The sequence below is a fragment of the Pseudoduganella sp. genome (assembly GCF_041914865.1).
In the GTDB taxonomy this organism is placed as follows: domain Bacteria; phylum Pseudomonadota; class Gammaproteobacteria; order Burkholderiales; family Burkholderiaceae_D; genus Rugamonas.
The window spans coordinates 11,919-31,989 of sequence record NZ_JAYSCO010000047.1 but is presented as its reverse complement, the minus strand read 5'-3'; the positions used below and the strand labels follow the sequence as shown (position 1 = coordinate 31,989).

General features: G+C 64.5%; 19 protein-coding genes. 7 read left to right on the top strand and 12 right to left on the bottom strand.

Annotated elements, in window-relative coordinates; translation table 11 throughout:
• Position 1: 1 nt before the first annotated feature.
• Positions 2-1,768, top strand: a complete 1,767-nt coding sequence (locus ACE3TQ_RS19480; protein ID WP_374584060.1) for a methyl-accepting chemotaxis protein — start codon at positions 2-4, stop codon at positions 1,766-1,768.
• Here the strand turns inward: ACE3TQ_RS19480 and hemW are convergent.
• From hemW to ACE3TQ_RS19455, 5 genes are read right to left on the bottom strand one after another with little or no spacing between them, the layout of a single operon-like run.
• Positions 1,765-3,012: a radical SAM family heme chaperone HemW gene (hemW, locus tag ACE3TQ_RS19475; RefSeq protein ID WP_374584059.1), complete on the bottom strand. Its 1,248-nt coding sequence runs from the start codon at positions 3,010-3,012 to the stop codon at positions 1,765-1,767. The genes ACE3TQ_RS19480 and hemW overlap by 4 nt on opposite strands.
• Complete coding sequence (rdgB, locus tag ACE3TQ_RS19470) at positions 3,009-3,593, bottom strand: RdgB/HAM1 family non-canonical purine NTP pyrophosphatase (protein ID WP_374584057.1); 585 nt, start codon at positions 3,591-3,593, stop codon at positions 3,009-3,011. The genes hemW and rdgB overlap by 4 nt, the downstream gene beginning before the upstream one ends.
• A 9-nt stretch (positions 3,594-3,602) precedes the next feature.
• Positions 3,603-4,331, bottom strand: a complete 729-nt coding sequence (gene rph, locus ACE3TQ_RS19465) for a ribonuclease PH (RefSeq protein WP_374584055.1) — start codon at positions 4,329-4,331, stop codon at positions 3,603-3,605.
• Between the two features lie 7 nt (positions 4,332-4,338).
• Positions 4,339-5,271: a PP2C family serine/threonine-protein phosphatase gene (locus ACE3TQ_RS19460; protein ID WP_374584053.1), complete on the bottom strand. Its 933-nt coding sequence runs from the start codon at positions 5,269-5,271 to the stop codon at positions 4,339-4,341.
• 12 nt (positions 5,272-5,283) lie between these two features.
• A complete protein-coding gene (locus ACE3TQ_RS19455) occupies positions 5,284-6,276 on the bottom strand; it encodes a serine/threonine protein kinase (RefSeq protein ID WP_374584051.1) in 993 nt (330 codons plus the stop codon).
• A gap of 97 nt (positions 6,277-6,373) precedes the next feature.
• Here ACE3TQ_RS19455 and ACE3TQ_RS19450 point away from each other — a divergent pair, with 97 nt between their 5' ends.
• Positions 6,374-7,264: a YicC/YloC family endoribonuclease gene (locus ACE3TQ_RS19450; RefSeq protein WP_374584049.1), complete on the top strand. Its 891-nt coding sequence runs from the start codon at positions 6,374-6,376 to the stop codon at positions 7,262-7,264.
• Between the two features lie 193 nt (positions 7,265-7,457).
• Here the strand turns inward: ACE3TQ_RS19450 and ACE3TQ_RS19445 are convergent, their stop codons facing one another.
• Complete coding sequence (locus tag ACE3TQ_RS19445) at positions 7,458-8,759, bottom strand: M20/M25/M40 family metallo-hydrolase (protein ID WP_374584047.1); 1,302 nt, start codon at positions 8,757-8,759, stop codon at positions 7,458-7,460.
• A 49-nt stretch (positions 8,760-8,808) separates the two neighbouring features.
• Here ACE3TQ_RS19445 and ACE3TQ_RS19440 point away from each other — a divergent pair, with 49 nt between their 5' ends.
• The gene (locus ACE3TQ_RS19440) at positions 8,809-9,558 is read left to right on the top strand and encodes a DUF72 domain-containing protein (RefSeq protein ID WP_374584045.1); all 750 of its coding nucleotides are present in this window, start codon (positions 8,809-8,811) and stop codon (positions 9,556-9,558) included.
• A gap of 6 nt (positions 9,559-9,564) precedes the next feature.
• Here ACE3TQ_RS19440 and ACE3TQ_RS19435 read toward each other — a convergent pair whose 3' ends face one another.
• Positions 9,565-10,602, bottom strand: coding sequence for an ABC transporter ATP-binding protein (locus ACE3TQ_RS19435; protein WP_374584043.1), 1,038 nt, complete (start codon positions 10,600-10,602; stop codon positions 9,565-9,567).
• A 52-nt stretch (positions 10,603-10,654) separates the two neighbouring features.
• On the opposite strand from ACE3TQ_RS19435, the gene ACE3TQ_RS19430 reads away from it, so the two are divergent.
• Positions 10,655-12,301 (top strand): ABC transporter permease, encoded by a 1,647-nt coding sequence (locus ACE3TQ_RS19430; protein WP_374584041.1) that lies wholly within the window; start codon positions 10,655-10,657, stop codon positions 12,299-12,301.
• On the opposite strand, the gene ACE3TQ_RS19425 is transcribed toward ACE3TQ_RS19430, so the two are convergent.
• The 3 genes from ACE3TQ_RS19425 to ACE3TQ_RS19415 form a co-directional block, all read right to left on the bottom strand.
• Positions 12,277-13,284 (bottom strand): extracellular solute-binding protein, encoded by a 1,008-nt coding sequence (locus ACE3TQ_RS19425; protein WP_374584039.1) that lies wholly within the window; start codon positions 13,282-13,284, stop codon positions 12,277-12,279. The two genes, ACE3TQ_RS19430 and ACE3TQ_RS19425, sit on opposite strands and share 25 nt — an antisense overlap.
• 70 nt (positions 13,285-13,354) lie before the next feature.
• Complete coding sequence (locus ACE3TQ_RS19420; protein ID WP_374584038.1) at positions 13,355-14,236, bottom strand: alpha/beta fold hydrolase; 882 nt, start codon at positions 14,234-14,236, stop codon at positions 13,355-13,357.
• Complete coding sequence (locus tag ACE3TQ_RS19415) at positions 14,233-14,817, bottom strand: TetR/AcrR family transcriptional regulator (protein WP_374584036.1); 585 nt, start codon at positions 14,815-14,817, stop codon at positions 14,233-14,235. The genes ACE3TQ_RS19420 and ACE3TQ_RS19415 overlap by 4 nt, the downstream gene beginning before the upstream one ends.
• A gap of 105 nt (positions 14,818-14,922) precedes the next feature.
• Here ACE3TQ_RS19415 and gmk point away from each other — a divergent pair, with 105 nt between their 5' ends.
• The 3 genes from gmk to ACE3TQ_RS19400 are packed head-to-tail and all read left to right on the top strand — an operon-like array spanning position 14,923 to position 18,096.
• Entirely contained in the window at positions 14,923-15,561 is a 639-nt protein-coding gene (gmk, locus tag ACE3TQ_RS19410) for a guanylate kinase (RefSeq protein WP_374584034.1), read from the top strand.
• A 27-nt stretch (positions 15,562-15,588) separates the two neighbouring features.
• A complete protein-coding gene (gene rpoZ, locus ACE3TQ_RS19405) occupies positions 15,589-15,792 on the top strand; it encodes a DNA-directed RNA polymerase subunit omega (RefSeq protein WP_005665923.1) in 204 nt (67 codons plus the stop codon).
• 24 nt (positions 15,793-15,816) lie between these two features.
• A complete protein-coding gene (locus tag ACE3TQ_RS19400; protein ID WP_374584030.1) occupies positions 15,817-18,096 on the top strand; it encodes a bifunctional (p)ppGpp synthetase/guanosine-3',5'-bis(diphosphate) 3'-pyrophosphohydrolase in 2,280 nt (759 codons plus the stop codon).
• A 6-nt stretch (positions 18,097-18,102) separates the two neighbouring features.
• Here ACE3TQ_RS19400 and ACE3TQ_RS19395 read toward each other — a convergent pair whose 3' ends face one another.
• Positions 18,103-18,741 carry a transposase gene (locus ACE3TQ_RS19395; protein ID WP_374584028.1) on the bottom strand — a complete coding sequence of 213 codons (639 nt, stop codon included), beginning with the start codon at positions 18,739-18,741 and terminating at the stop codon, positions 18,103-18,105.
• Between the two features lie 103 nt (positions 18,742-18,844).
• A complete protein-coding gene (locus tag ACE3TQ_RS19390; protein ID WP_374584026.1) occupies positions 18,845-20,068 on the bottom strand; it encodes an ABC transporter permease in 1,224 nt (407 codons plus the stop codon).
• Positions 20,069-20,071: the final 3 nt, after the last annotated feature.

Here is a 20,071-nt window from a genome sequence, read left to right as displayed (position 1 = left end):
TATGCAAATCCTCACCCAACTGCGCATTGGTCCCCGCCTGGCGGCGGGTTTCGGCATCGTCCTGCTGCTGTCGGCCCTCGGCACCGGCTACGCCCTGTACCACTCCAACGACACCGCCAACGCCACACGCGCCATGATGGACCGCCCGCTGGCCAAGGAACGCATCGTCTCCGACTGGTATGTGCTGATCTACTCCGCCATCGCGCGTACCCAGCTGATCGCGCGCAGCAGCGACGCCGAACTCTCGAACAAATTCGCCACCGTCATCGCCGACAGCACCAAGCGCGGCGGCGAACTGCTGAAATCCATCGAAGCCCTGCTCGAATCGGAGGTAGAACGCAAGATCTACCAGGACGCCATCGCCCTGCGCAAAAAATACCAGGACGCGAAGGACGCCGTGATGAAGGCCAACAAGGACGGCGACGCGGCCGAAGGCGAACGCCTGTACCGCGACGTCTTCGACCCGGCCGCCAAAGCCTACCAGGACAAGGTCAAGGAACTGCTGGCGCAGCAGCGCAAGGCGATCGACGCCACGGCGGCCGGCATCAACGCCGCCCACGAACGCAGCACACGCCTGATGATCTTGCTCAGCACCCTGCTGCTGGCCTTTGGCGCCTGGGCCGCCTGGATGATCTCGCGCAGCATCACGCGGCCGCTGAACTCCGCGCTCGGCATCGCCAACACCGTGGCCGAAGGCGACCTGACCACGCACTTTGAAGAGCAGACCGCGCGCGACGAAATCGGCGACCTGATGAAAGCCCTGCGCGGCATGAACGACGCGCTGCGGCGCGTGGTGAGCCAGGTGCAGACCGGCACCACCGCCATCGCCAGCGCCTCCAGCGAAATCGCCTCCGGCAACCTGGACCTGTCCTCGCGCACCGAGCAGCAAGCCAGCTCGCTGGAGGAAACCGCCTCCTCGATGGAGGAACTGACCTCCACCGTCAAGCAGAACGCCGACAACGCCAACCAGGCCAACCAGCTGGCGCAGGCCGCCTCCGACGTGGCAGCGCGCGGCGGCGAGATCGTCGGCCAGGTGGTGCAGACCATGGGCTCCATCGACGCCTCCTCGCGCAAGATCGTGGACATTATCGGCACCATCGACGGCATTGCCTTCCAGACCAACATCCTGGCCCTGAACGCCGCGGTGGAAGCGGCGCGCGCCGGCGAACAGGGGCGCGGCTTCGCCGTCGTGGCCTCCGAAGTGCGCAACCTGGCGCAGCGCTCGGCCGCCGCCGCCAAGGAAATCAAGGAGCTGATCGACAACTCCGTCTCGCAAGTGAACGCCGGCACCGCGCTGGTGCAGCAGGCCGGCACCACAATGGGCGAAGTGGTGAGCAGCGTACGGCGCGTGACCGACATCATGGGCGAGATCACCTCCGCCAGCCGCGAACAAAGCGTCGGCATCGATGAAGTGAACCAGGCCATCGGCCAGATGGACCAGGTGACGCAGCAGAACGCCGCGCTGGTGGAAGAAGCCGCCGCCGCAGCGGCCAGCATGCAGGAACAGGCCGCCCAGCTGGCGCAGGTGGCCGCCTCCTTCCGCCTCGGCACGGAAGCGGTGGCACGCTGGAGCGCCGCGCCAAGCGCGCCAGCGCCGCCGCCAGCCGTCGCCGGCGAGGACGGCGCGCCGCAGCAGCGCCTTGCCGCGCCCGATCAGCGCGCCAAAGCGCGCCCCGCAGCCGCCGGCGCGGCGCCGGCGACGGAACGCCGCAGCAAGACCGAGCGCCGCGCGCCGGCCGCGACCAACGATGAATGGGAAGAGTTTTAAGCCTCGTCGCCGAGGAACATCTGCTGCAGGTCGTTCAGGAAGCGGTGGCCTAGCTCGGTCGGTTTGATCAGCATGTGGTCGCGGTACAGCAGGCCTTTCGCCTCGGCCGCGTTGAGCTGCTTTTCAATCGCGTTCAGCGCCACCCCGGTGCGTTCGGCGAACAGGTTCGGCTCAAACCCGCCCTGCAGGCGCAGCGCGTTCAGCATGAATTCGAAGCCCATCTCATCGCGCGCCAGCTCGCGCTCCTCCTGCACCGGGTTGCCGGCAGCCACCGCGTCCATATACGCCTTGGGCTGCTTGAAGCGCGCCTGGCGCAGCACGCGGTGCGGGAAGGACAGCTTGCTGTGCGCGCCGGCGCCGATGCCCAGGTAATCGCCGAACTGCCAGTAGTTCAGGTTATGCCGCGCCTGGTGGCCCGGCTGGGCGTAGGCCGACACCTCGTAATGGCCGTAGCCGTTGGCCGTGGTCAGCTCGGCGATCATGTCCTGCATGTCCGCGCTCAGGTCGTCGTCCGGCAGCTGCGGCGGATACTTGGCGAACAGCGTGTTCGGCTCCATCGTCAGGTGGTACAGCGACAGGTGCGGCGGCTTGAAATCGATGGCGGTCTGGATATCCTGGCGCGCCTGCTCCAGCGACTGGTTCGGCAGCGCGTACATCAGGTCCAGGTTGAAGTTGTCGAAGTTCGCCAGCGCGATCTCCACCGCGCGCTTGGCCTCGCCGTCATCGTGGATGCGGCCCAGCGCCTTCAGGTGCCCGCTGTTGAAGCTCTGGATGCCGATCGACAGGCGGTTGATGCCGCTGTCGCGGTAGGAACGGAACTTCTCCGCCTCGAAGGTGCCAGGGTTGGCCTCCATCGTGATCTCGCAGGCGCCATCCAGCGGCAGCAGGCTGCGCAGGTCCGACATCAGGCGGTCCATGCCGGCCGCCGACATCAGGCTCGGCGTGCCGCCGCCGATGAAGACGGTGTAGATCTTGCGGCCCCAGATCAGCGGCAGCGACATTTCCAGGTCGCGCCGCAGCGCGTCCAGGTACTCCTGCTCCGGCACCTCACCCTTGGCCTCATGCGAATTGAAATCGCAATACGGGCACTTGCGCACGCACCACGGCCAGTGGATGTAGAGCGACAGCGGCGGCAATGCCTGCAGGTTAAGCGCGCCCGGGCGCAGGTAGGCTGCAGCGACGCCGGCGGCGCTGTCGATGGTGCGGCTTGGTACGGCAGTGCCGACCGGCTTAATCAGGATCATTTCAGCTTCTCAACCAGTGCGCGCAAGGCCTGGCCGCGATGCGACAGGCGGTTCTTCTCTTCCGGCGCCAGCTCGGCCACATGCTTGCCCAGCGACGGCACCAGGAAATACGGGTCGTAGCCAAAGCCGCCCGCGCCGCGCGCCTCGGGACGGATTTCGCCGTTCCAGCGCCCGTCGGCAATCACCGGCTGCGGATCGTCGGCATGGCGCACGTACACCAGCACGCAGTAGTAGTAGGCCGACTTGTCGGCATGCGGCGCCAGGTCAGCGATCAGCTTCTCGCTGTTGCGCGCGTCCGACTTCGGCTCGCCCGCATAGCGCGCCGAAAACACGCCCGGCGCGCCGCCCAGCGCATTGACGCACACGCCCGAATCGTCGGCCAGCGCCGGCAAGCCGGTCAGGCGCGACGCATGGCGCGCCTTGGCCAGTGCATTTTCGACAAAAGTATGGAACGGCTCCTCCGCCTCCGGGACGTTGAATTCCCCCTGCGGATGGGCGGACAGGCCAATGGTCGAGAGCAGCTCGTTGAATTCCTTCAGCTTGCCCTGGTTGTTTGATGCAAGAACGATTTTCTGGGTCATGGCCGTATTTTACAGGCCCAGCGCCTGCTTCTGCAGTTTGACCAGGTCGCGGATGCCGCCCTCGGCCAGGTCCAGCAGACGGTTCATGGCCGCGCGGTCGAAGGCCGCGCCCTCGGCGGTGCCCTGCACTTCCACGAAGCTACCGGCGTCCGTCATGATCACGTTCATGTCGGTATCGCAGTCCGAATCCTCCACATAGTCCAGGTCCAGCACCGGCACGCCCTTGTACACGCCGACCGAGATCGCCGCCACGAAATGCTTGACCGGGATAGTCTCGATCGCGCCGCGCGCCTTCAGCTTGGCGAACGCATCGTACGCCGCCACCATGGCGCCGGTGATGGACGCGGTGCGGGTGCCGCCGTCGGCCTGGATCACGTCGCAGTCCAGCTGCAAGGTGCGCTCGCCGAACGCCTCCAGGTCGAAGGCCGCGCGCAGCGAACGGCCGATCAGGCGCTGGATCTCCTGCGTGCGGCCGCTCTGCTTGCCCTTGGCCGCCTCGCGGTCCATGCGCGAATGGGTGGAACGCGGCAGCATGCCGTATTCCGCCGTCATCCAGCCCTGGCCCTTGCCCTTCAGGAAGCCCGGCACCTTCTCCTCGATGCTGGCGGTGCAAATCACCTTGGTATCGCCGCACTCGATCAGCACCGACCCTTCGGCATGCTTGGTGTAATCGCGCGTGATGCGGATGGTGCGCAGCGCATCGACAGCGCGGCCGCTTGGGCGGGTGACAGTACTCATGTGTTTCCTATTTCAATAATTGGGTGGATTTCTCGATCGCGCCGCGGATTTCCGCGATCGCCTTTTCAATTTCGTCATCGTCGAACACGTCGATCTCGGTCTTGGCGCCATGGATGGTGGTGCTCACCACATCCTCCGGCAATGCCTCGGTTGAGATCACGGTCGAACCGCCGTGGGTGGTCGGCGTACCGTCGGACACCAGCGCGCCCTGCCAGATGATGGCCAGCGCCGTCACGTTGTCGCTATGCTCGCCGGCGCGGCGCAGCGCGGTCGCCAGCATATCTGGCACGGCGCGCACCACGGTCTGCGTGGTCAGCATCTGCACCAGCTCATCGTCCGTCACCACCGACCACAAGCCGTCCGAGCACAGCAGCAGCGAATCGCCCGGCAGCAGGTTGGAGCGGCCCGAAATCTCGATGCGCGGAGCGCTGCCCGCGCCCAGGCAGGAGAACAGCTTATTGCGGTCCGGGTGCGTATTGCGCGCCGAGGGCGGGATCTGGCCCTTTTCGATCATGTTCTCCACATGCGAATGGTCGCGCGTACGGCCGTGGATCTGGCCATTGCGCACCCAGTACAGGCGCGAATCGCCGCAATGCGCCCACACCGCCGTATTGTGCTGCACCAGGCAGGCCACGATGGTGGTGCGCGGCGACTCCGGCATGTTATTGGCCGCCGTGTACTTGTGGATCTCATGGTGCGCAGCCTGCAACGCCTCCTCCAGGAAGCGCTCCGCCCCCTTCACGTAAGGCGTCGCCTGCTGCTGGAACATCTGCGAAATGGTGCGGGTAGCGATGGTGGCGGCGATCTCGCCGCGGGCGTGGCCGCCCATGCCATCGGCCAGGACCAGCAGCAGCGCATCGCGCGTGAAGCTGTAGCCCATGCGGTCCTGGTTGACCTTACGGCCGCCAATATGCGTTTCCTGATAAACGGCGAATTGCATGGCGTGCCCTCCTTAATGTTGCGTACGCGGGGCCGCGTCTTTTTTACGACCAAAACCAAGCTTGCCAGCCAGCTTGCCCAGCTTCTCCAAAGCCCCCGGCGGAGGCGGCGGCTCGACCGAAGTGGGCGGCTGCTGCAGCAGCTTTTGCAGTTCGAACAAGCTTTGCGGACGCGCCAGCGGATCGATCTGCAGCGCCCATCGTACCAGCTTGACCAGTTCCGGCGAATACTGCCCGTCCAGCTTCTGGAAATGCGGCTCCATCTTGTCCTCCTTGCGGCGCTGGTCGGCCGGCTGCGGCGGCTGGCCCAGCATGCAGGCGAACATCGAAGCCCCGATCGAATACACGTCGGTCCACGGGCCCAGCGCCTCGGTCTTGCTGTACAGCTCAGGCGGCGCAAAGCCAGGGGTATACATCGGCATCAGCTTCGGGCTGTCCGAATTAACGGTCTGGCGCGCCGCACCGAAGTCCAGCAGCATTGGCGTGCCATCCGTGCGCAGGTAAATATTGGCCGGTTTCAGGTCCAGATGCAGCAATTTATTGGTATGCACCTCACGCAAGCCTTTCAACACCTGCGTGAAAATCTGGCGCACGAACGCCTCGCTGCAATTGCGACCCTTGCTGCGCTGGCGCTGGATATGATCCTGCAATGAATGGCCCGATTCATAAGCCATCACCATATAAACAGTTTCATTGGCCCGGAAGAAATTCAACACTCTTACAACATTTGGGTGTGAAATTTTTGCCAGTGCACGACCCTCTTCAAAAAAGCATTTCAGCCCGATTCTAAAGACCGGAAGGTTCGCTTTAGTGACCACGGGCACCATTTCGCCCTCTTGACGTAATGCAAGGCTGCTTGGTAAATATTCTTTAATTGCTACCGCATTGCCCTCAGCATCGTAGGCCAGGTACACAATACTGAACCCGCCCGACGCAATTTTCTTTACAATGCGGTATCCAGCAATTTCCAGGCCATCCGGTAATGGAGCGTTGTTTTGAGCTGCCATAAGTTTCCTCGCTTCAACTAATCCGGATTGTGTGGGACAAAGCAATATATTGTAAAGACAAAGACAAAATCGGGGATATCCTTTGAGCATTTCCAGCATGACTGGCTACGCAGTAGCCACGAGCGAAAGCGCGGCGGGCACACTGACCATTGAAATCAAGAGCGTCAATTCACGCTTCCTTGACCTGCAATTCCGCATCAATGACGACCTGCGCGCCCTCGAACCCGATTTGCGTTCCGCCATCATGGGCGCCATCACCCGCGGCAAAGTCGAGCTGCGCCTGAGTTTTGGCCGCAAAGCCGCCGCCGCCGGCACGCAAGCCCTGAACGTCACCCTGCTCAACGAACTGGCGCGCCTGCAAGGCGAAGTCAGCAAGCACTTCACCGGTGCCGCACAGATGAGTGTTGCCGAACTACTGCGCTGGCCCGGCGTAGTGGAAGAAGCGCAAATCGGCCAGGAATCGCTGCAGGCCGACGTTTCCGCCCTGATGACCAAGACCCTGGCCTCCTTCGTGCAGAGCCGCCAGCGCGAAGGCGCGGCGCTGGAAGCGATGCTGATTTCGCGCATTGAAGCGATGGAAGGCATCGTTAAACGAATTACCCCTCTAATTCCGCAGGTAGTTGCACAATTCCAACAGAAAGCTGTCGAACGCATGCAGGAAGCGCTGGGGTTGGCCTGCCAGGGATCGAACACCGCCATGTCGCGCCAGGACGCGATGGAGCGCATCCGCCAGGAAGTGATCCTGTACGGCATCCGGATTGACGTCGCCGAAGAGCTCGGCCGCCTGTCGGCCCACCTGGGCGAGACCCGCCACATTTTGAAAAAAGGCGGCCAGGTCGGCAAGCGCCTCGACTTCATGATGCAAGAGCTCAACCGCGAAGCCAACACCCTCGGCGCCAAAGCCTCCGTCAAAGAGCTCGCCGACGCCTCGATGGAGCTCAAGCTCCTGATTGAACAAATGCGCGAACAGGTGCAAAACCTCGAATAAACCGGCGCCAAAAACCGGTGCCAGGTCTGTCATTCGGACACGCCGACCACACCTTTGAGAAATATCAAAACGGGGCGAACCGCATATATAGCGAGTTCGCCCCGTTTTGCTTCATAGAATACTTTGATAAATGTCAAAGGTATGTGCTGCGTGTCCGAATGACAGACCTGGCACCGGTTTTCGGCACCGTTTTTTAACGGGTGAGGCGGTACAGGAGGATGGCGGTGCGGATGGCGCCTTGTTCGATCGAGCGGATGTCGAGGTCTTCGCCGGGGGCGTGGGCGCCGCGGCCGATGGCGCCCAGGCCGTCCAGGCTGTCGACGTAGGGGGCGGCGAACTGGATGTCGCCGGCGCCGCGCAGCCCTGGCGGTAAGGCGGCGATCGGGCCGAGGCCGGCGTCGGCGCTGGCTTTGGAGTACAGCTCGAGCACTTTCAGGTTGCCGGCGGTGGGGGCCATCGGTGGGTAGCCGTCCTGGAACTTGATGGTGGCGCTGGTGCCGGGGAGGTTTTGCGCGACGATCGTGCGCATGCGGGCGCGTGCCTGTTCGCCTTGCTCGGGGGTGAGGAAACGCAGGTCGCCTTTCACGACCGTGGCGTTGGCAATGACGTTGGATTTGCCGAAGGCGCTGCCTTTGGCGCTCGTGTCGTCGTAGCCGATGTCGGTGCCGCCCAGGATGACGCCGGGGTTGTACGTGAGGTTGGGCTCTTGCAGCTGCTGGCGGAAGGCGTCGAGGATACGCGCTGCTTCGTACACGGCGCCGTAGCCTGCGCTCTGGCTGAAGATGCCGGAGGAGTGCCCTTGCTTGCCTTTCACCTCCAGTTGCCACGACGTCGATGAGCGGCGGCCGATGGTGCCGGTGGCTTTGCCTTGCTGGTCGGGTACCGTGGCTTCGTACGCTAGCGCGACGTCGCTGCGCTTGGCCATCTCCACCATGTCGCGGCGGGAGATCTCTTTGGGTTCGCCGGCATTCTCTTCGTCGCCGGTAAAGATGACGCTAATGCTGGTGTTCTCCAGCGCGCCGGCGCTATGCAGGGCGCGCAGGGCTTCGAGGATGATGACGTTGCCGCCTTTCATATCGTTGACGCCCTGGCCGCGTGCGCGGTCGCCGATGCGCTCCCATTTCTGCATCGGGCTGTCGGGCTCGAACACGGTGTCGAGGTGGCCGATCATCATCACGCGCTTGCCTTGCTTGCCCTGGCGCGTGGCGACAAGGTGGCCGGCGCGCTGCATCTCTTTCGGCATGTCGATCCATTGCGTCTTGAAGCCAAGCTTGTCGAATTCGGCGCGGAATAGCTTGCCGACTTCGCGCACGCCGGCGTGGTTCATGGTGCCGCTGTTGATGTTGACGGACTTTTCCAGCAGTTCGAGCGCTTTGCCGGAATTGGCTTTGACAGTGGCGACAATGCGCTCCTCCTCGGGCGTCAGCGACTGGGCGGCGGCGCCTCCCATCAGTCCAGCGGCAAATAGCGAAACGAACAGGCGGCTCAAGCGCATTTCTGGCATCCTCCATGAAGTGTGTGCGCAACTTTACTACGGAATCGCCATGAACATCCGCGTTGGCATCGGCGGCTGGGATTTTCCTCCCTGGCGCGAAACTTTCTACCCGCCCGAAGTGCCGCTCAAGCGCTCGCTGGAATATGCCAGCAGCGTGCTGTCCAGCATCGAGATCAACGGTACCTTCTACCGCAACGCGAAGCCGGAGCACTTCGCGGATTGGGCGGCGCGTACGCCGGACGATTTCGTGTTTGCGGTGAAGGCGTCGCGCTATGCCACCAACCGTAAGGTGCTGGGCGAGGCGGGCGAGTCGATCGAGCGCTTCATGCAAAGCGGGCTGTCGGAGCTGGGCAACAAGCTGGGGCCTATCCTGTGGCAGCTGGCTGCGACCAAGCGCTTCGATCCGGATGACCTGGAGGCTTTCTTCAAGCTGCTGCCGGCAAAACTGGGCACGCGCAAGCTGCAGCATGTGCTGGATGCGCGCCATGAGAGTTTCATGTGCCCGGAGTACCTGAAGCTGGCGCGCAAGTATAAGGTCGCGACGGTGTTGACGGATTCGCCGAAGTTCCCCAACTTTTCCGAACTGACCGGCCCTTTCGTCTATGCGCGGCTGATGGATGCGCGCAGCGAGGTGGCGACGGGATACACGCGGCCGGCCCTCAGGAGGTGGGCGGCGCAGGCGCATGAGTGGTCGGGCGGCGGCCAGCGCGATGTCTTCGTCTATTTCATCAACGGGGCCAAGGAGCGGGCTCCGGCGGCGGCCATGCAGTTGCTGCGCGAACTGGCCAAGGCGCGCTAGCCAGACCTACGGCGCGCCGGTGTCGAAGGCTACCACGTGTTCGGCGCCCAGGACGATGCCGATGCGTTCGCCCAGCGCGTGGTTGTGGTGGCTGGGCACCAGCGACAGCACTTGCGCGCCGCTGGCCAGGCGCAGCGTGTACAGGAACTCGGCGCCGCGGAAGGTCTTGCCCACCACTTCGGCCGTCAGCGGGCTGGCGTCGTCGTGCAGCACGTCGTCGGGGCGCAGCAGCACTTGCATCGGCTGGCCCGGTGCGCCGCGCTCGCCCTGCGCCGGCAGAATGCCCAGTTCCATCCTGATGCGGCCATCGGCCTGCACCTCGCCCGGCAGGAATACGCCTTGCCCGACAAAGTCGGCGACGAAGCGGTTGGCGGGCCGGTGGTACAGGTTGTAGGGCGTGTCCCATTGCTGGATGCGGCCTTCGTGCATTACCGCTACCTGGTCGGCGAAGGCGAACGCTTCGTGCTGGTCGTGCGTGACCAGGATGGCGCTGACGCCTTCGGCGCGCAGGATCTGGCGCACTTCCTGCGCCAGCCGTTCGCGCAGTTCGACGTCGAGGTTGGAGAACGGTTCATCGAGCAGCAGCAGGCGCGGGCGCGGCGCCAGCGCGCGCGCCAGGGCGACGCGCTGCTGCTGGCCGCCGGACAGTTCGTGCGGGTAGCGGCCGCCCTGCCCGGCCAGGCCCACCGTCTGCAGCAGGGACGCTACGCGCGCGGCGCGTTCGGCCCGCGCCAGGCCGAAGCCGATATTCTCGGCGACGGTCAGGTGCGGGAACAGGGCGTAGTCCTGGAACACCATGCCGACGCGGCGCTGTTCGGGTGCGATGTGCAGGCCTTGCCGGGCGACGATTTCGCCATCCAGCGCAATGCTGCCTTGCGCCACCTGCTCGAAGCCGGCGATGCAGCGCAGCACGGTGGTCTTGCCGCAGCCGGAGGGGCCGAGCAGGCAGGCGATGCTGCCTGCCGCCAGTTGCAGCGAGAGGCGGTCCACCACCGTGTGGCTGCCAAAGGCGTAGGATATTTGCTGCAGGTCGAGGATAGGCATAGCCCGGAATTATAATTCCCCTTTTCGCCTTGGAGCCATCTTGCCGACATCCGTGAAAGCGCAACCTTCCCTGCTCTGGTGGGCGCTCGCCGTGGCCGTGCTGGTCGCCGTGCCGATCGCCAGCGTGGCCTTCCACCTGCTGGCCGGCCAGGGCGGCGACACTTGGGCGCACCTGGCCGACACGGTGCTGGCCGGCTATATCGGCAATACCTTGCGCCTGTGCGCCGGCGTGGCGCTGGGGACGGTGCTGGTGGGGACCGGGGCCGCCTGGCTGGTGACCATGCACGACTTTCCGGGCCGCCGCCTGTTCGAGTGGGCGCTGGTGCTGCCGCTGGCGGTGCCGGCCTATGTGATGGCTTATACCTATACCGATTTGCTGCAGTTTGTCGGCCCGGTGCAAAGCTGGCTGCGCGCGGTCACCGGCTGGCAGGCCGGCGAGTACTGGTTCCCGGATGTGCGCACGGTGGGCGGCGCGGTGCTGATGTTCGTGTTCGTGCTCTACCCTTATGTCTACCTGCTGGCGCGCGCGGCTTTCCTGGAGCGCGCGGCCGGGGTGCTGGAGGCGGGCCGTTCGCTGGGCCTGGGCCCGTGGTCCAATTTCCTGCGCGTGTCGCTGCCGCTGGCGCGCCCGGCCATCGCGGCCGGCGCGGCGCTGGCCTTGATGGAGACCTTGGCCGATTACGGCGCGGTGTCGTATTTCGGCGTGCATACCTTCACCACCGGCATCTACCGCGCCTGGTTCTCGCTGGGCGACCGGGTGGCGGCTTCACAGCTGGCGGCCACCCTGCTCGGCTTCGTGGCGCTGGTGCTGTCGCTGGAATACCTGGCGCGCGGCCGCGCGCGCTTCCACAATACCGGGCGCCGGGCGCCGCAAACCGTGCAGCGCCTGCGCGGCCTGCGCGCCTGGCTCGCCAGCCTCGCTTGCCTGCTGCCGCTGCTGCTCGGCTTCCTGCTGCCGGGCGGGGTGCTGCTGCACATGGCGCTCACCAGCGGCGATGCGCAGTTCGGCGCGCGCTTTGTGGAGCTGGCGCGCAACAGCTTCCTGCTGGCGGCGCTGACGGCCGGCTGCGCGGTGCTGCTGGCGGTGCTGCTGGCCTACGCCGGCCGCCTGTCGGCCCACCCTTTGCTGCGCCTGGCCAACGGCACGGTGAACCTGGGCTATGCGGTGCCCGGCTCGGTGATCGCGGTGGGCGTGCTGGTGCCGCTGGCCTGGCTGGATAACCGGCTGGCGCAGGCCATCGGCGCTTTCACCGGGGCCAATCCGGGCTTGCTGCTGACGGGCGGCATTGCGGCGCTGGTGTACGCCTACCTGGTGCGCTTCGAGGCGGTGTCGCTGCGCACGGTGCAGGCCAGCCTGGGCAAGGTCACGCTGAATATGGATGAAGCGGCGCGCTCGCTGGGCCAGTCGCAAATGGGCGTGCTGCGCCGTGTGCACCTGCCGCTGCTGCGCGGCAGCCTGCTGACGGCGGCGCTGCTGGTGTTCGTGGATGTGATGAAGGAGCTGCCGGCCACGCTGGTGATGCGGCCGTTTAACTTCGATACGCTGGCCACGCAGGCCTACACGCTGGCGGCGGACGAACGCCTGGCGGAAGCGTCCACCGCCGCCCTGGCCATTGTGGCCGTGGGGGTTCTGCCGCTGATCCTGCTGTCGCGGCAGATCCGCCAGGGTAGCGCTTACTGCCAGCCGGCGCGGTCGTAAATCTTCTGCACCGCGGCCTGGTGCTTGGCCAGCTTGCCGACGTTGATGTCGTCCTGCTTGAAGGCGCCCAGCTTGGCCAGCGCCGGGTTGGAGGTCTTCACGCCCGCCACCACCGGCCATTCGTTGTTGCCGTCGGCGAAATACACCTGGGCCGCGTCGGAGGCCAGGTATTCCAGGAATTTGATGGCGGCGTCCTTGTTGGGTGCCGTCTTCAGCACGCCGGCGCCGGAGATGTTGACGTGGGTGCCCACGCCCTTCTGGTTCGGCCATACCACGCTGACCGATTCCATCAGCTTCTTGTCTTCCGGCTTGTCGGAGCGCATGAGGCGCGCCACGTAGTAGGAGTTAGCCAGCGCCACGCCGCATTCGCCGGCCGCCACCGCCTTGATCTGGTCGGTGTCGCCGCCCTTCGGTGCGCGCGCGAAGTTGGCCACCAGGCCTTTGGCCCATTCGAACACCTTCTGTTCGCCGCTGCGCTCGTACATGGCGGCGCCCAGCGACAGGTTGTACGGGTGGGCGCCGGAGCGCACGCAGACCTTGCCTTTCAGGCGCGGGTTGGCCAGGTCTTCGTAGTTCTGCACGTCGGCCGGGTTGACGCTCTTGTTGTGCACGATGACGCGGGCACGCGTGGAGAAGGCGTACCAGTCGGCGGTGCGCAGGTGGGCCGGGATGCGCGCGTTCAGCGTGGCCGATTGCACCGGTGCGAACAGGTTCAGTTCATCGGCCTTGGCCAGGCGCGCCGCGTCCACCGTCAGCAGCACGTCGGCCGGGCTGTTGGCGCCTTCGTTCTTGATGCGCTCCAGCAGTTCGTTCTCGCCCGCTTCAATGCGGTTGATCTTGATGCCGGTCTGCTTGGTGAAGTTGTCGTACAGCGCCTGGTCGGTCTGGTAGTGGCGCGCGGAATACAGGTTCAGCACCTGGGCTTGTGCGGCGCCGGCGGCCAGGGTGGCCGCCACCAGGGCAGCGATTTGCAGCAGCTTCATTGGGGCGTACTCCAGTGATGGGATGAAGCCCCGATGCTAGCAAACATTCAATGCCAAATGCAAACGATTCTCATTTTACGCCGGCAAACCAGTCCAGCGCGCCCTGCCACAGCGGCTGCGCGTGCTGGCGGAAGTAGCCCATATGACCGAGCTTGCCCAGCCCGGCGGCTGCCGGGTCGAGGTCAACGCCGTGCCACGGCGCGTTGCGGTAGCCGGACATCAGCGCGTCGCGCGACAACGGCGGCGCCCACAGGTCGTCGGTGGCGTTCAGCGCCAGGATCGGCGTGCGCACGGTGGCGAAACCGGCGGCGATCTCCGGCACTTTGGGGTCGTCCAGGAAGTAGCGCGGGAAGCTGCACCAGCGCTTCCACTGGCGGTAGACGCCGAGCGGCAAATCCTCGCCCATGCCCAGCTTGCTCCAGGCCAGGCGCCCTTTCCAGCGTGTGACGATGGGGCCGACGATATGCCACATGGCCAGCACGCGCAGGCGCTCCAGGCGCGGCATCCAGCCGTGCCAGCCGGCGCCGACGCCGAACAGGTAGACGCCGGCGATCTTTTCGTGATTGGGCAGCAGGCCGAGCGCGTGGCCGCCGTAGGAGTGGCCCACCATGTACAGTGGCGTGCTGTCGGCGGGGGCGAAGAATTCAATGGCGGCGCGCAGGTCGAGGTGGGCCCAGTCGAGGAAGCTGGCTTCGAAGCCGCGCAGCGATTTGGGCGCGGAGCCGCCGACGCCGCGGTAGTCGAAGGTGAGCACGGTGTAGCCCTGCCCTGCGGCGAATTCGGCGAAACGGCGGTAGAAGCCTTGCGGTACGCCGGTGGCGCCCGCGATCAGCAGGCGTGCCTTCTCCGGACCGCGCGCGCGGTAGCGCATGGCGGCCAGCGGATAGCCGTCGGCGGCGCGTAGTTCCAGCTTTTCCGCCAGCAGCAGGGCGGCGTTGGGCAAATCGCTCATGGTTTCTTCTCCACTTTCAGCATTGGCATCAGGGCGTCCATGGTCTGCACCATGGGCGCGGTGTCGCCCGCCACGCGGGCTTGCAGCAGGCCGCCTTCGTAGGCGGCGAGGATCAGGGCGGCGATCCCTTCGGCGCGGTGGCGTTCGTGGCCGGCCTGCACCAGGGCGTCCGCCATGCGCCCGCGCAGGGCGGCGAAGCCGGTGCGCAGCGCGCTGCGGATCTCGACATCGTCGGCGGTCGATTCCAGCGCGACCGCCGCCAGCGGGCAGCCCAGCTCGAATTCGCTGTCGTCCAGCCCGCGCAGGGCGCGCAGGATCCAGGCTTGCAGCGCTATCGTCACATCCGGCTCGCGCTCCATATAGGTGTCGAGCTTGTGCAACAGGAAGCTGAAGGTGGCTTCAATGGCGGCCACCGCCAGCTGGTCCTTCCCGCCCGGGAAATGGTGGTACATCACGCCTTTCGGCGCCTTGGCCGTGGCCAGGATCTCGCTCAGGCCGGCGCCGTGCAGGCCGCGGTGCTGCAGCGTGGTGATCATGGCGTTGATCAGGCGTTCGCGGGTGGTCAGGGTGTGCGCAGTCATACGATTTACTCTATAGACCGGTCGGTCCATTGTCAAGTGCTGCAAAACCCCTTGCTCTTGGTAAAATAACTCTTTGGGCGCTAGCCTAGCCTTTGAGAATTGCAAATGAGCCAACATTTTTCCGGCAGCCTGTTCATGGTGGCTGCCCCATCCGGCGCCGGTAAATCGACCCTGGTGAATGCCCTGCTGGCCCAGGAACCTGCGATCAAGCTGTCGATTTCGACCACCACGCGCCAGCCGCGCCCGGGCGAGCAGCACGGCCGCGAGTACTTCTTCACCACCGCCGAGGACTTCAAGCAGCGCGCCGCGCAGGGCGAATTCCTGGAGTGGGCCGAAGTGCACGGCAACTACTACGGCACCTCGCGCATCTTTGTGGAAGAGCAGATGAAGGCCGGCACCGACATCCTGCTGGAAATCGACTGGCAGGGCGCGCGCCAGGTCAAGAAGCAATTCCCGCAGGCGGCCGGCATTTTCATCCTGCCGCCCTCCTTCGCGGCGCTGGAAGAACGCCTGCACAAACGCGGCCAGGACGAGATCCACGTGATCAACCGCCGCCTGCTGGCGGCGGGCGGGGAAATCGCCCACGCGCCCGAGTTCGAGTATGTTATTATCAACGAAGAGTTCCCGGTCGCCTTGTCGGAGCTGAGCGCGATCGTCCGATCGGCCCGTTGCCGGTTCGCGCAACAAGCCGCCCGCAATGCCAAGTTGATGTCCGAGCTGGGCATCCACGCCGACGCAGAATAATCACCGTATATATCCAGGAGTTTTAGCATGGCCCGTATTACTATTGAAGATTGCCTGAAGAATGTTCCAAACCGCTTCCAGCTGACCCTGGCAGCCACCTACCGCGCGCGCCAGCTGCTGCAAGGCCACACCCCTAAGGTCGAAGCCAAGGACAAGCCAACCGTGGTGGCACTGCGTGAAATCGCAGCAGGCAAAGTAGGCCTGGAAATGCTGAAAAAGGTCCCTATGTAAGCTGGGAACCTTTTTGTTCCCGATATGAACCTGACTTCCGCCGATCCCCACATCAGCGAACAGCCCGCACGGCGGGCGCGGCGCCCGGCTAAGCAACAGCCGGGCGTTGACGTTTCTGCACCTGCTGTTTCGACCTCCCCGCTGGCCGCGCCGACCGTGGCCACCGGTGTCGCCACCATCACCCACCTGACCGAAAAGCTCGCCGAGTATATGGGCGAGGCCGACCTGAAAAAGGTCAAGGAAGCCTATCGCTTCTCGGACGAGATGCACCTGGGCCAGGTGCGCAAGTCGGGCGAGCCGTATATCTCGCATCCGATCGCCGTGGCCGAGATCTGCACTGAGTGGAAACTGGACGCGCAAGCCATCATGGCGGCGCTGCTGCACGATGTGATGGAAGACCAGGACGTCAAGAAGGATGAGCTGATCGAGCGCTTCGGCGCCCAGGTCGCGCACCTGGTCGACGGCCTGTCCAAGCTGGAAAAAATCGAATTCCAGAGCCAGATCGAAGCGCAGGCGGAAAACTTCCGCAAGATGCTGCTGGCCATGGCCTCGGACGTGCGCGTGATCCTGATCAAGCTGGCCGACCGCCTGCACAATATGCGCACGCTGGAAGTGATGGCGCCGGCCAAGAAGGCGCGCATCGCGCGCGAGACGATGGAAGTCTACGTGCCCATCGCGCACCGCCTGGGCCTGAACAATATCTACCGCGAGCTGCAGGACCTGTCCTTCTCGCACCTCTACCCCACCCGCTACAACGTGCTGCACAAGGCCGTGAAAGCGGCGCGCGGCAACCGGCGCGAGGTGGTGACCAAGATCCTGGACGCGGTCAACCATACACTGGCCGCCGCCGGCATCCAGGCCGAAGTCTACGGCCGCGAGAAAACGCTGTACGGCATCTACAAGAAAATGCGCGCCAAGCACCTGTCGTTCTCGCAGGTGCTGGACGTGTACGGCTTCCGCGTGGTGGTGGACAGCTTCCCCAATTGCTATGTGGCGCTGGGCACCCTGCACTCGCTGTACAAGCCGATGCCGGGCAAGTTCAAGGATTACATCGCGATCCGTAAGCTGAACGGCTACCAGTCGCTGCACACGACCCTGATCGGCCCCTACGGCACGCCGGTCGAGTTCCAGATCCGCACCCAGGAGATGCACCGCACCGCCGAATCGGGCGTGGCGGCGCACTGGCTGTACAAGAACGGCGAAGCGAATATGTCGGACATGCAGCAGCGCACCCACGCCTGGCTGCAGTCGCTGCTGGACATCCAGCAGCAGACCGGCGACTCGGCCGAGTTCCTGGAGCACGTCAAGGTCGACCTGTTCCCCGACTCGGTCTACGTCTTCACGCCCAAATCCAAGATCATCGCCCTGCCACGCGGCGCCACCCCGATCGATTTCGCCTATGCCATCCACACCGGCATTGGCGACCACACGGTGTCGGTCAACATCAACGGCGAAGCGGCCCAGCTGCGCACCGAACTGCGCAACGGCGACATCGTGGAAATCGTCACCGACCAGAATTCGCGCCCAAGCCCGACCTGGCTGTCCTTCGTCCGCACCGGCAAGGCGCGCTCGGCGATCCGCCACCACCTGCGCACCATCAACCTGCCGGAGTCGATTGGCCTCGGCCGGCAGCTGCTGAACCAGGCACTGAAGGCGATCAATGTGCAGCCGGACCAGGCGGCACCGATCATGGAACGCCTGCTGAACGAATCGTCGGCCAAATCGGAAGAAGAGCTGTATGCCGACATCGGCATCGGCAAGCGCATGGCAGCGCTGGTGGCGCGCCACATCTTCGGCCTGCTGGGCGGCGAATCGGCCAGCGCGCCGGTCGAGCACACCAGCCCGAAAGAGCTGGACCCGGTCACCATCTACGGCAGCGAAGGCGTGTCGGTGCAGCTGGCGCCGTGCTGCCTGCCGATCCCGGGCGACCACATCATCGGCCAATTGCGGCGCGACCAGGGCCTGCAGGTGCACACCGGCGACTGCGCCGTCGCCAAGCGCCTGAAGCAGAAAGAACCGGAACGCTGGATTGCCGTCAAATGGGGCACCGAGATCAACCGCCGCTTCGACAGCCGGATCCGCCTGATCATCAACAATGAGAAGGGAATCCTGGCGCGGGTCGCCGCCGAAATCGGCGAGTCCGATGGCAACATCACCTTCGTCGGCATGGACGAAGACCGCGAGCACGTACTACACCAGCTGCGCTTCACGATCCAGGTCAAAGACCGCGTCCACCTGGCCGCCCTGATCCGCAACGTCAGGAAAGTCGCCGGCGTCAACCGCGTCACCCGCGAGCGCGCCTAAGCGGGGTCAGACCCTTGGGTCTGACCCAGGTTTACCGGGGTTCCGCATCGCAAAATCATTCCCGATAGCAAACCGAATCCGCATCAAATCCGTTTCCGCAAACGGCGTATCAAACAAGGCCCGATAAGCAGCCTCCCTGGATAGCCGGTCCAGCCCAAGTCCCCGATAGACCGGATGCGGCACAAGCCAATCCTCCTCGCGCCCCTCAGCATTCGTCCGATAGCTAGACCAGCGAAAATGGCCAGGAAACGCCACAATCCCCGCACGCACCGGATTCAGTTCGATATAGCGCTGGCACAGTAACAGATAAGCCTCGCTATCAATTTCGGAAGCATGGTATCGCCCTTCCCACATCGTGCCGGAGGTGCCATAACGCTGGTGCATCCAATGCGCCGCGAATTGCGCGATGGACTTCATCAGCCACGATTGGGCATTGCGCTCGTTGATCGTAAGTAGCAGATGCACGTGGTTCGGCATCAGGGCATATGCATGTACGTTACAGCCTGTCTTCTCACTATGTTCGGCTAGCAGGTCGAGATAATGCTGCCTGTCGATGTCATCGGCGAAACACGGGCGCCGGTTGTCACCGCGTTGGACGATGTGCAGGCAGTTGCCTGCCTGGTAGCTGCGGAGGGATCTTGGCATGGCTGGCTCCTTAAACCCGGTAAACCAGGGTCTGACCCAAGGGTCAGACCCTGTCTTGGCTAAGGATAGCGGTGCTGTTTTTTTGCGCTTTGTGCGGGCGCAATTATTCGTAGCGTAGCGCTTCGATGGGGTCGAGCTTGGCGGCTTTGGCGGCGGGCAAGACACCGAATACGACGCCTACGCCGGCGGAGAAAAGGACCGAGATGGCGACGGCCCACCAGGGCACGTAGGCGCCGGGGAAGTCGGGTATCACGCTGGCAATCGCGTGGCCCATGCCATACCCTAACAGCACGCCAATGGCGCCGCCCAGCATCGACAATGTCACCGCTTCGATCAGGAACTGCATCAGGATGTCACGCGACCTTGCGCCGATCGCTTTGCAGATGCCGATCTCGCGCGTGCGTTCGCTGACCGACACCAGCATGATGTTCATGATCCCGATCCCGCCCACCAGCAGCGCGATGCCGACCACGCCGCCCATCACCAGGGTGACCGTGGTGGTGACCGTTTCGAAGCTCTTGAGGAACTGGTCGGACGATTCGATCTCGAAGTCGTCCGCCTGGTCGCCGCGCAGGCGGTGCGACTGGCGCATCACGGTGGCGATGCGGGCCTTGGTTTCCTCGGCCCTGGCGATATCGCTGATCGACACCGTGATCGACATGCTCGGCTTGCGCGTGGCGCCGATCAGGCTTTGGCCGGTGCGGAACGGCACCAGCACCTGGTCGTCCTGCGACATGCCGAGGATCTCGCCCTTCTTCTCCATCACGCCGACAATCTTGAACCACTCGCCGGAGAACTGGATGAATTCACCGAGCGGATTCTCCGGCAGGCGCAGCATCTCGATCAGTTTTTCACCGATCACGCATACGCGGCGCGCGCCGGCATTGTCCGATTCGCTGATGAAGCGCCCCAGGCGCGGATAGGCGCCGTTCACCTCCATGTAGGCCGAGGTCACCGCCAGGTACTGGCGGCTGGTGGCGCGCTGGTTGCCGTAGCGGATTTCGCCCGGCTGCAGCATGAACACCGGGCTCAGTTCGCGGATGCCTTCCACCCGCCCGCGCAGCTGCTCCACGTCCTCGAACTGCAGGTAGTTGATCTTCCCGCGCATCACGTCCTTGAAGTCGTTCTTGGCGTGGATCGACAAGGCGTTGCCGCCCAAGCCTTCGAACTGGCGCGTGATCGACTGCGACAGGCCCTGGATCAGCGAGATCACGGTGATCACCGAGGCCACGCCAATGATGATGCCGAGCGAAGTCAGGAAGCTGCGCATGCGGTGCGCGCGGATCGCCGCCATGGCCGAACGCAGCGCTTCGATAAAGATATACATCGG

Bases quoted from the DNA above. Each gene is read 5' to 3' on its own strand.
- ACE3TQ_RS19480 (WP_374584060.1), top strand. From the start codon at position 2: ATGCAAATCCTCACCCAACTGCGCATTGGTCCCCGCCTGGCGGCGGGT.
- hemW (WP_374584059.1), bottom strand. From the start codon at position 3,012: ATGATCCTGATTAAGCCGGTCGGCACTGCCGTACCAAGCCGCACCATC.
- rdgB (WP_374584057.1), bottom strand. From the start codon at position 3,593: ATGACCCAGAAAATCGTTCTTGCATCAAACAACCAGGGCAAGCTGAAG.
- rph (WP_374584055.1), bottom strand. From the start codon at position 4,331: ATGAGTACTGTCACCCGCCCAAGCGGCCGCGCTGTCGATGCGCTGCGC.
- ACE3TQ_RS19460 (WP_374584053.1), bottom strand. From the start codon at position 5,271: ATGCAATTCGCCGTTTATCAGGAAACGCATATTGGCGGCCGTAAGGTC.
- ACE3TQ_RS19455 (WP_374584051.1), bottom strand. From the start codon at position 6,276: ATGGCAGCTCAAAACAACGCTCCATTACCGGATGGCCTGGAAATTGCT.
- ACE3TQ_RS19450 (WP_374584049.1), top strand. From the start codon at position 6,374: ATGACTGGCTACGCAGTAGCCACGAGCGAAAGCGCGGCGGGCACACTG.
- ACE3TQ_RS19445 (WP_374584047.1), bottom strand. From the start codon at position 8,759: ATGCGCTTGAGCCGCCTGTTCGTTTCGCTATTTGCCGCTGGACTGATG.
- ACE3TQ_RS19440 (WP_374584045.1), top strand. From the start codon at position 8,809: ATGAACATCCGCGTTGGCATCGGCGGCTGGGATTTTCCTCCCTGGCGC.
- ACE3TQ_RS19435 (WP_374584043.1), bottom strand. From the start codon at position 10,602: ATGCCTATCCTCGACCTGCAGCAAATATCCTACGCCTTTGGCAGCCAC.
- ACE3TQ_RS19425 (WP_374584039.1), bottom strand. From the start codon at position 13,284: ATGAAGCTGCTGCAAATCGCTGCCCTGGTGGCGGCCACCCTGGCCGCC.
- ACE3TQ_RS19420 (WP_374584038.1), bottom strand. From the start codon at position 14,236: ATGAGCGATTTGCCCAACGCCGCCCTGCTGCTGGCGGAAAAGCTGGAA.
- ACE3TQ_RS19415 (WP_374584036.1), bottom strand. From the start codon at position 14,817: ATGACTGCGCACACCCTGACCACCCGCGAACGCCTGATCAACGCCATG.
- gmk (WP_374584034.1), top strand. From the start codon at position 14,923: ATGAGCCAACATTTTTCCGGCAGCCTGTTCATGGTGGCTGCCCCATCC.
- rpoZ (WP_005665923.1), top strand. From the start codon at position 15,589: ATGGCCCGTATTACTATTGAAGATTGCCTGAAGAATGTTCCAAACCGC.
- ACE3TQ_RS19400 (WP_374584030.1), top strand. From the start codon at position 15,817: ATGAACCTGACTTCCGCCGATCCCCACATCAGCGAACAGCCCGCACGG.
- ACE3TQ_RS19395 (WP_374584028.1), bottom strand. From the start codon at position 18,741: ATGCCAAGATCCCTCCGCAGCTACCAGGCAGGCAACTGCCTGCACATC.
- ACE3TQ_RS19390 (WP_374584026.1), bottom strand. From the start codon at position 20,068: ATGTATATCTTTATCGAAGCGCTGCGTTCGGCCATGGCGGCGATCCGC.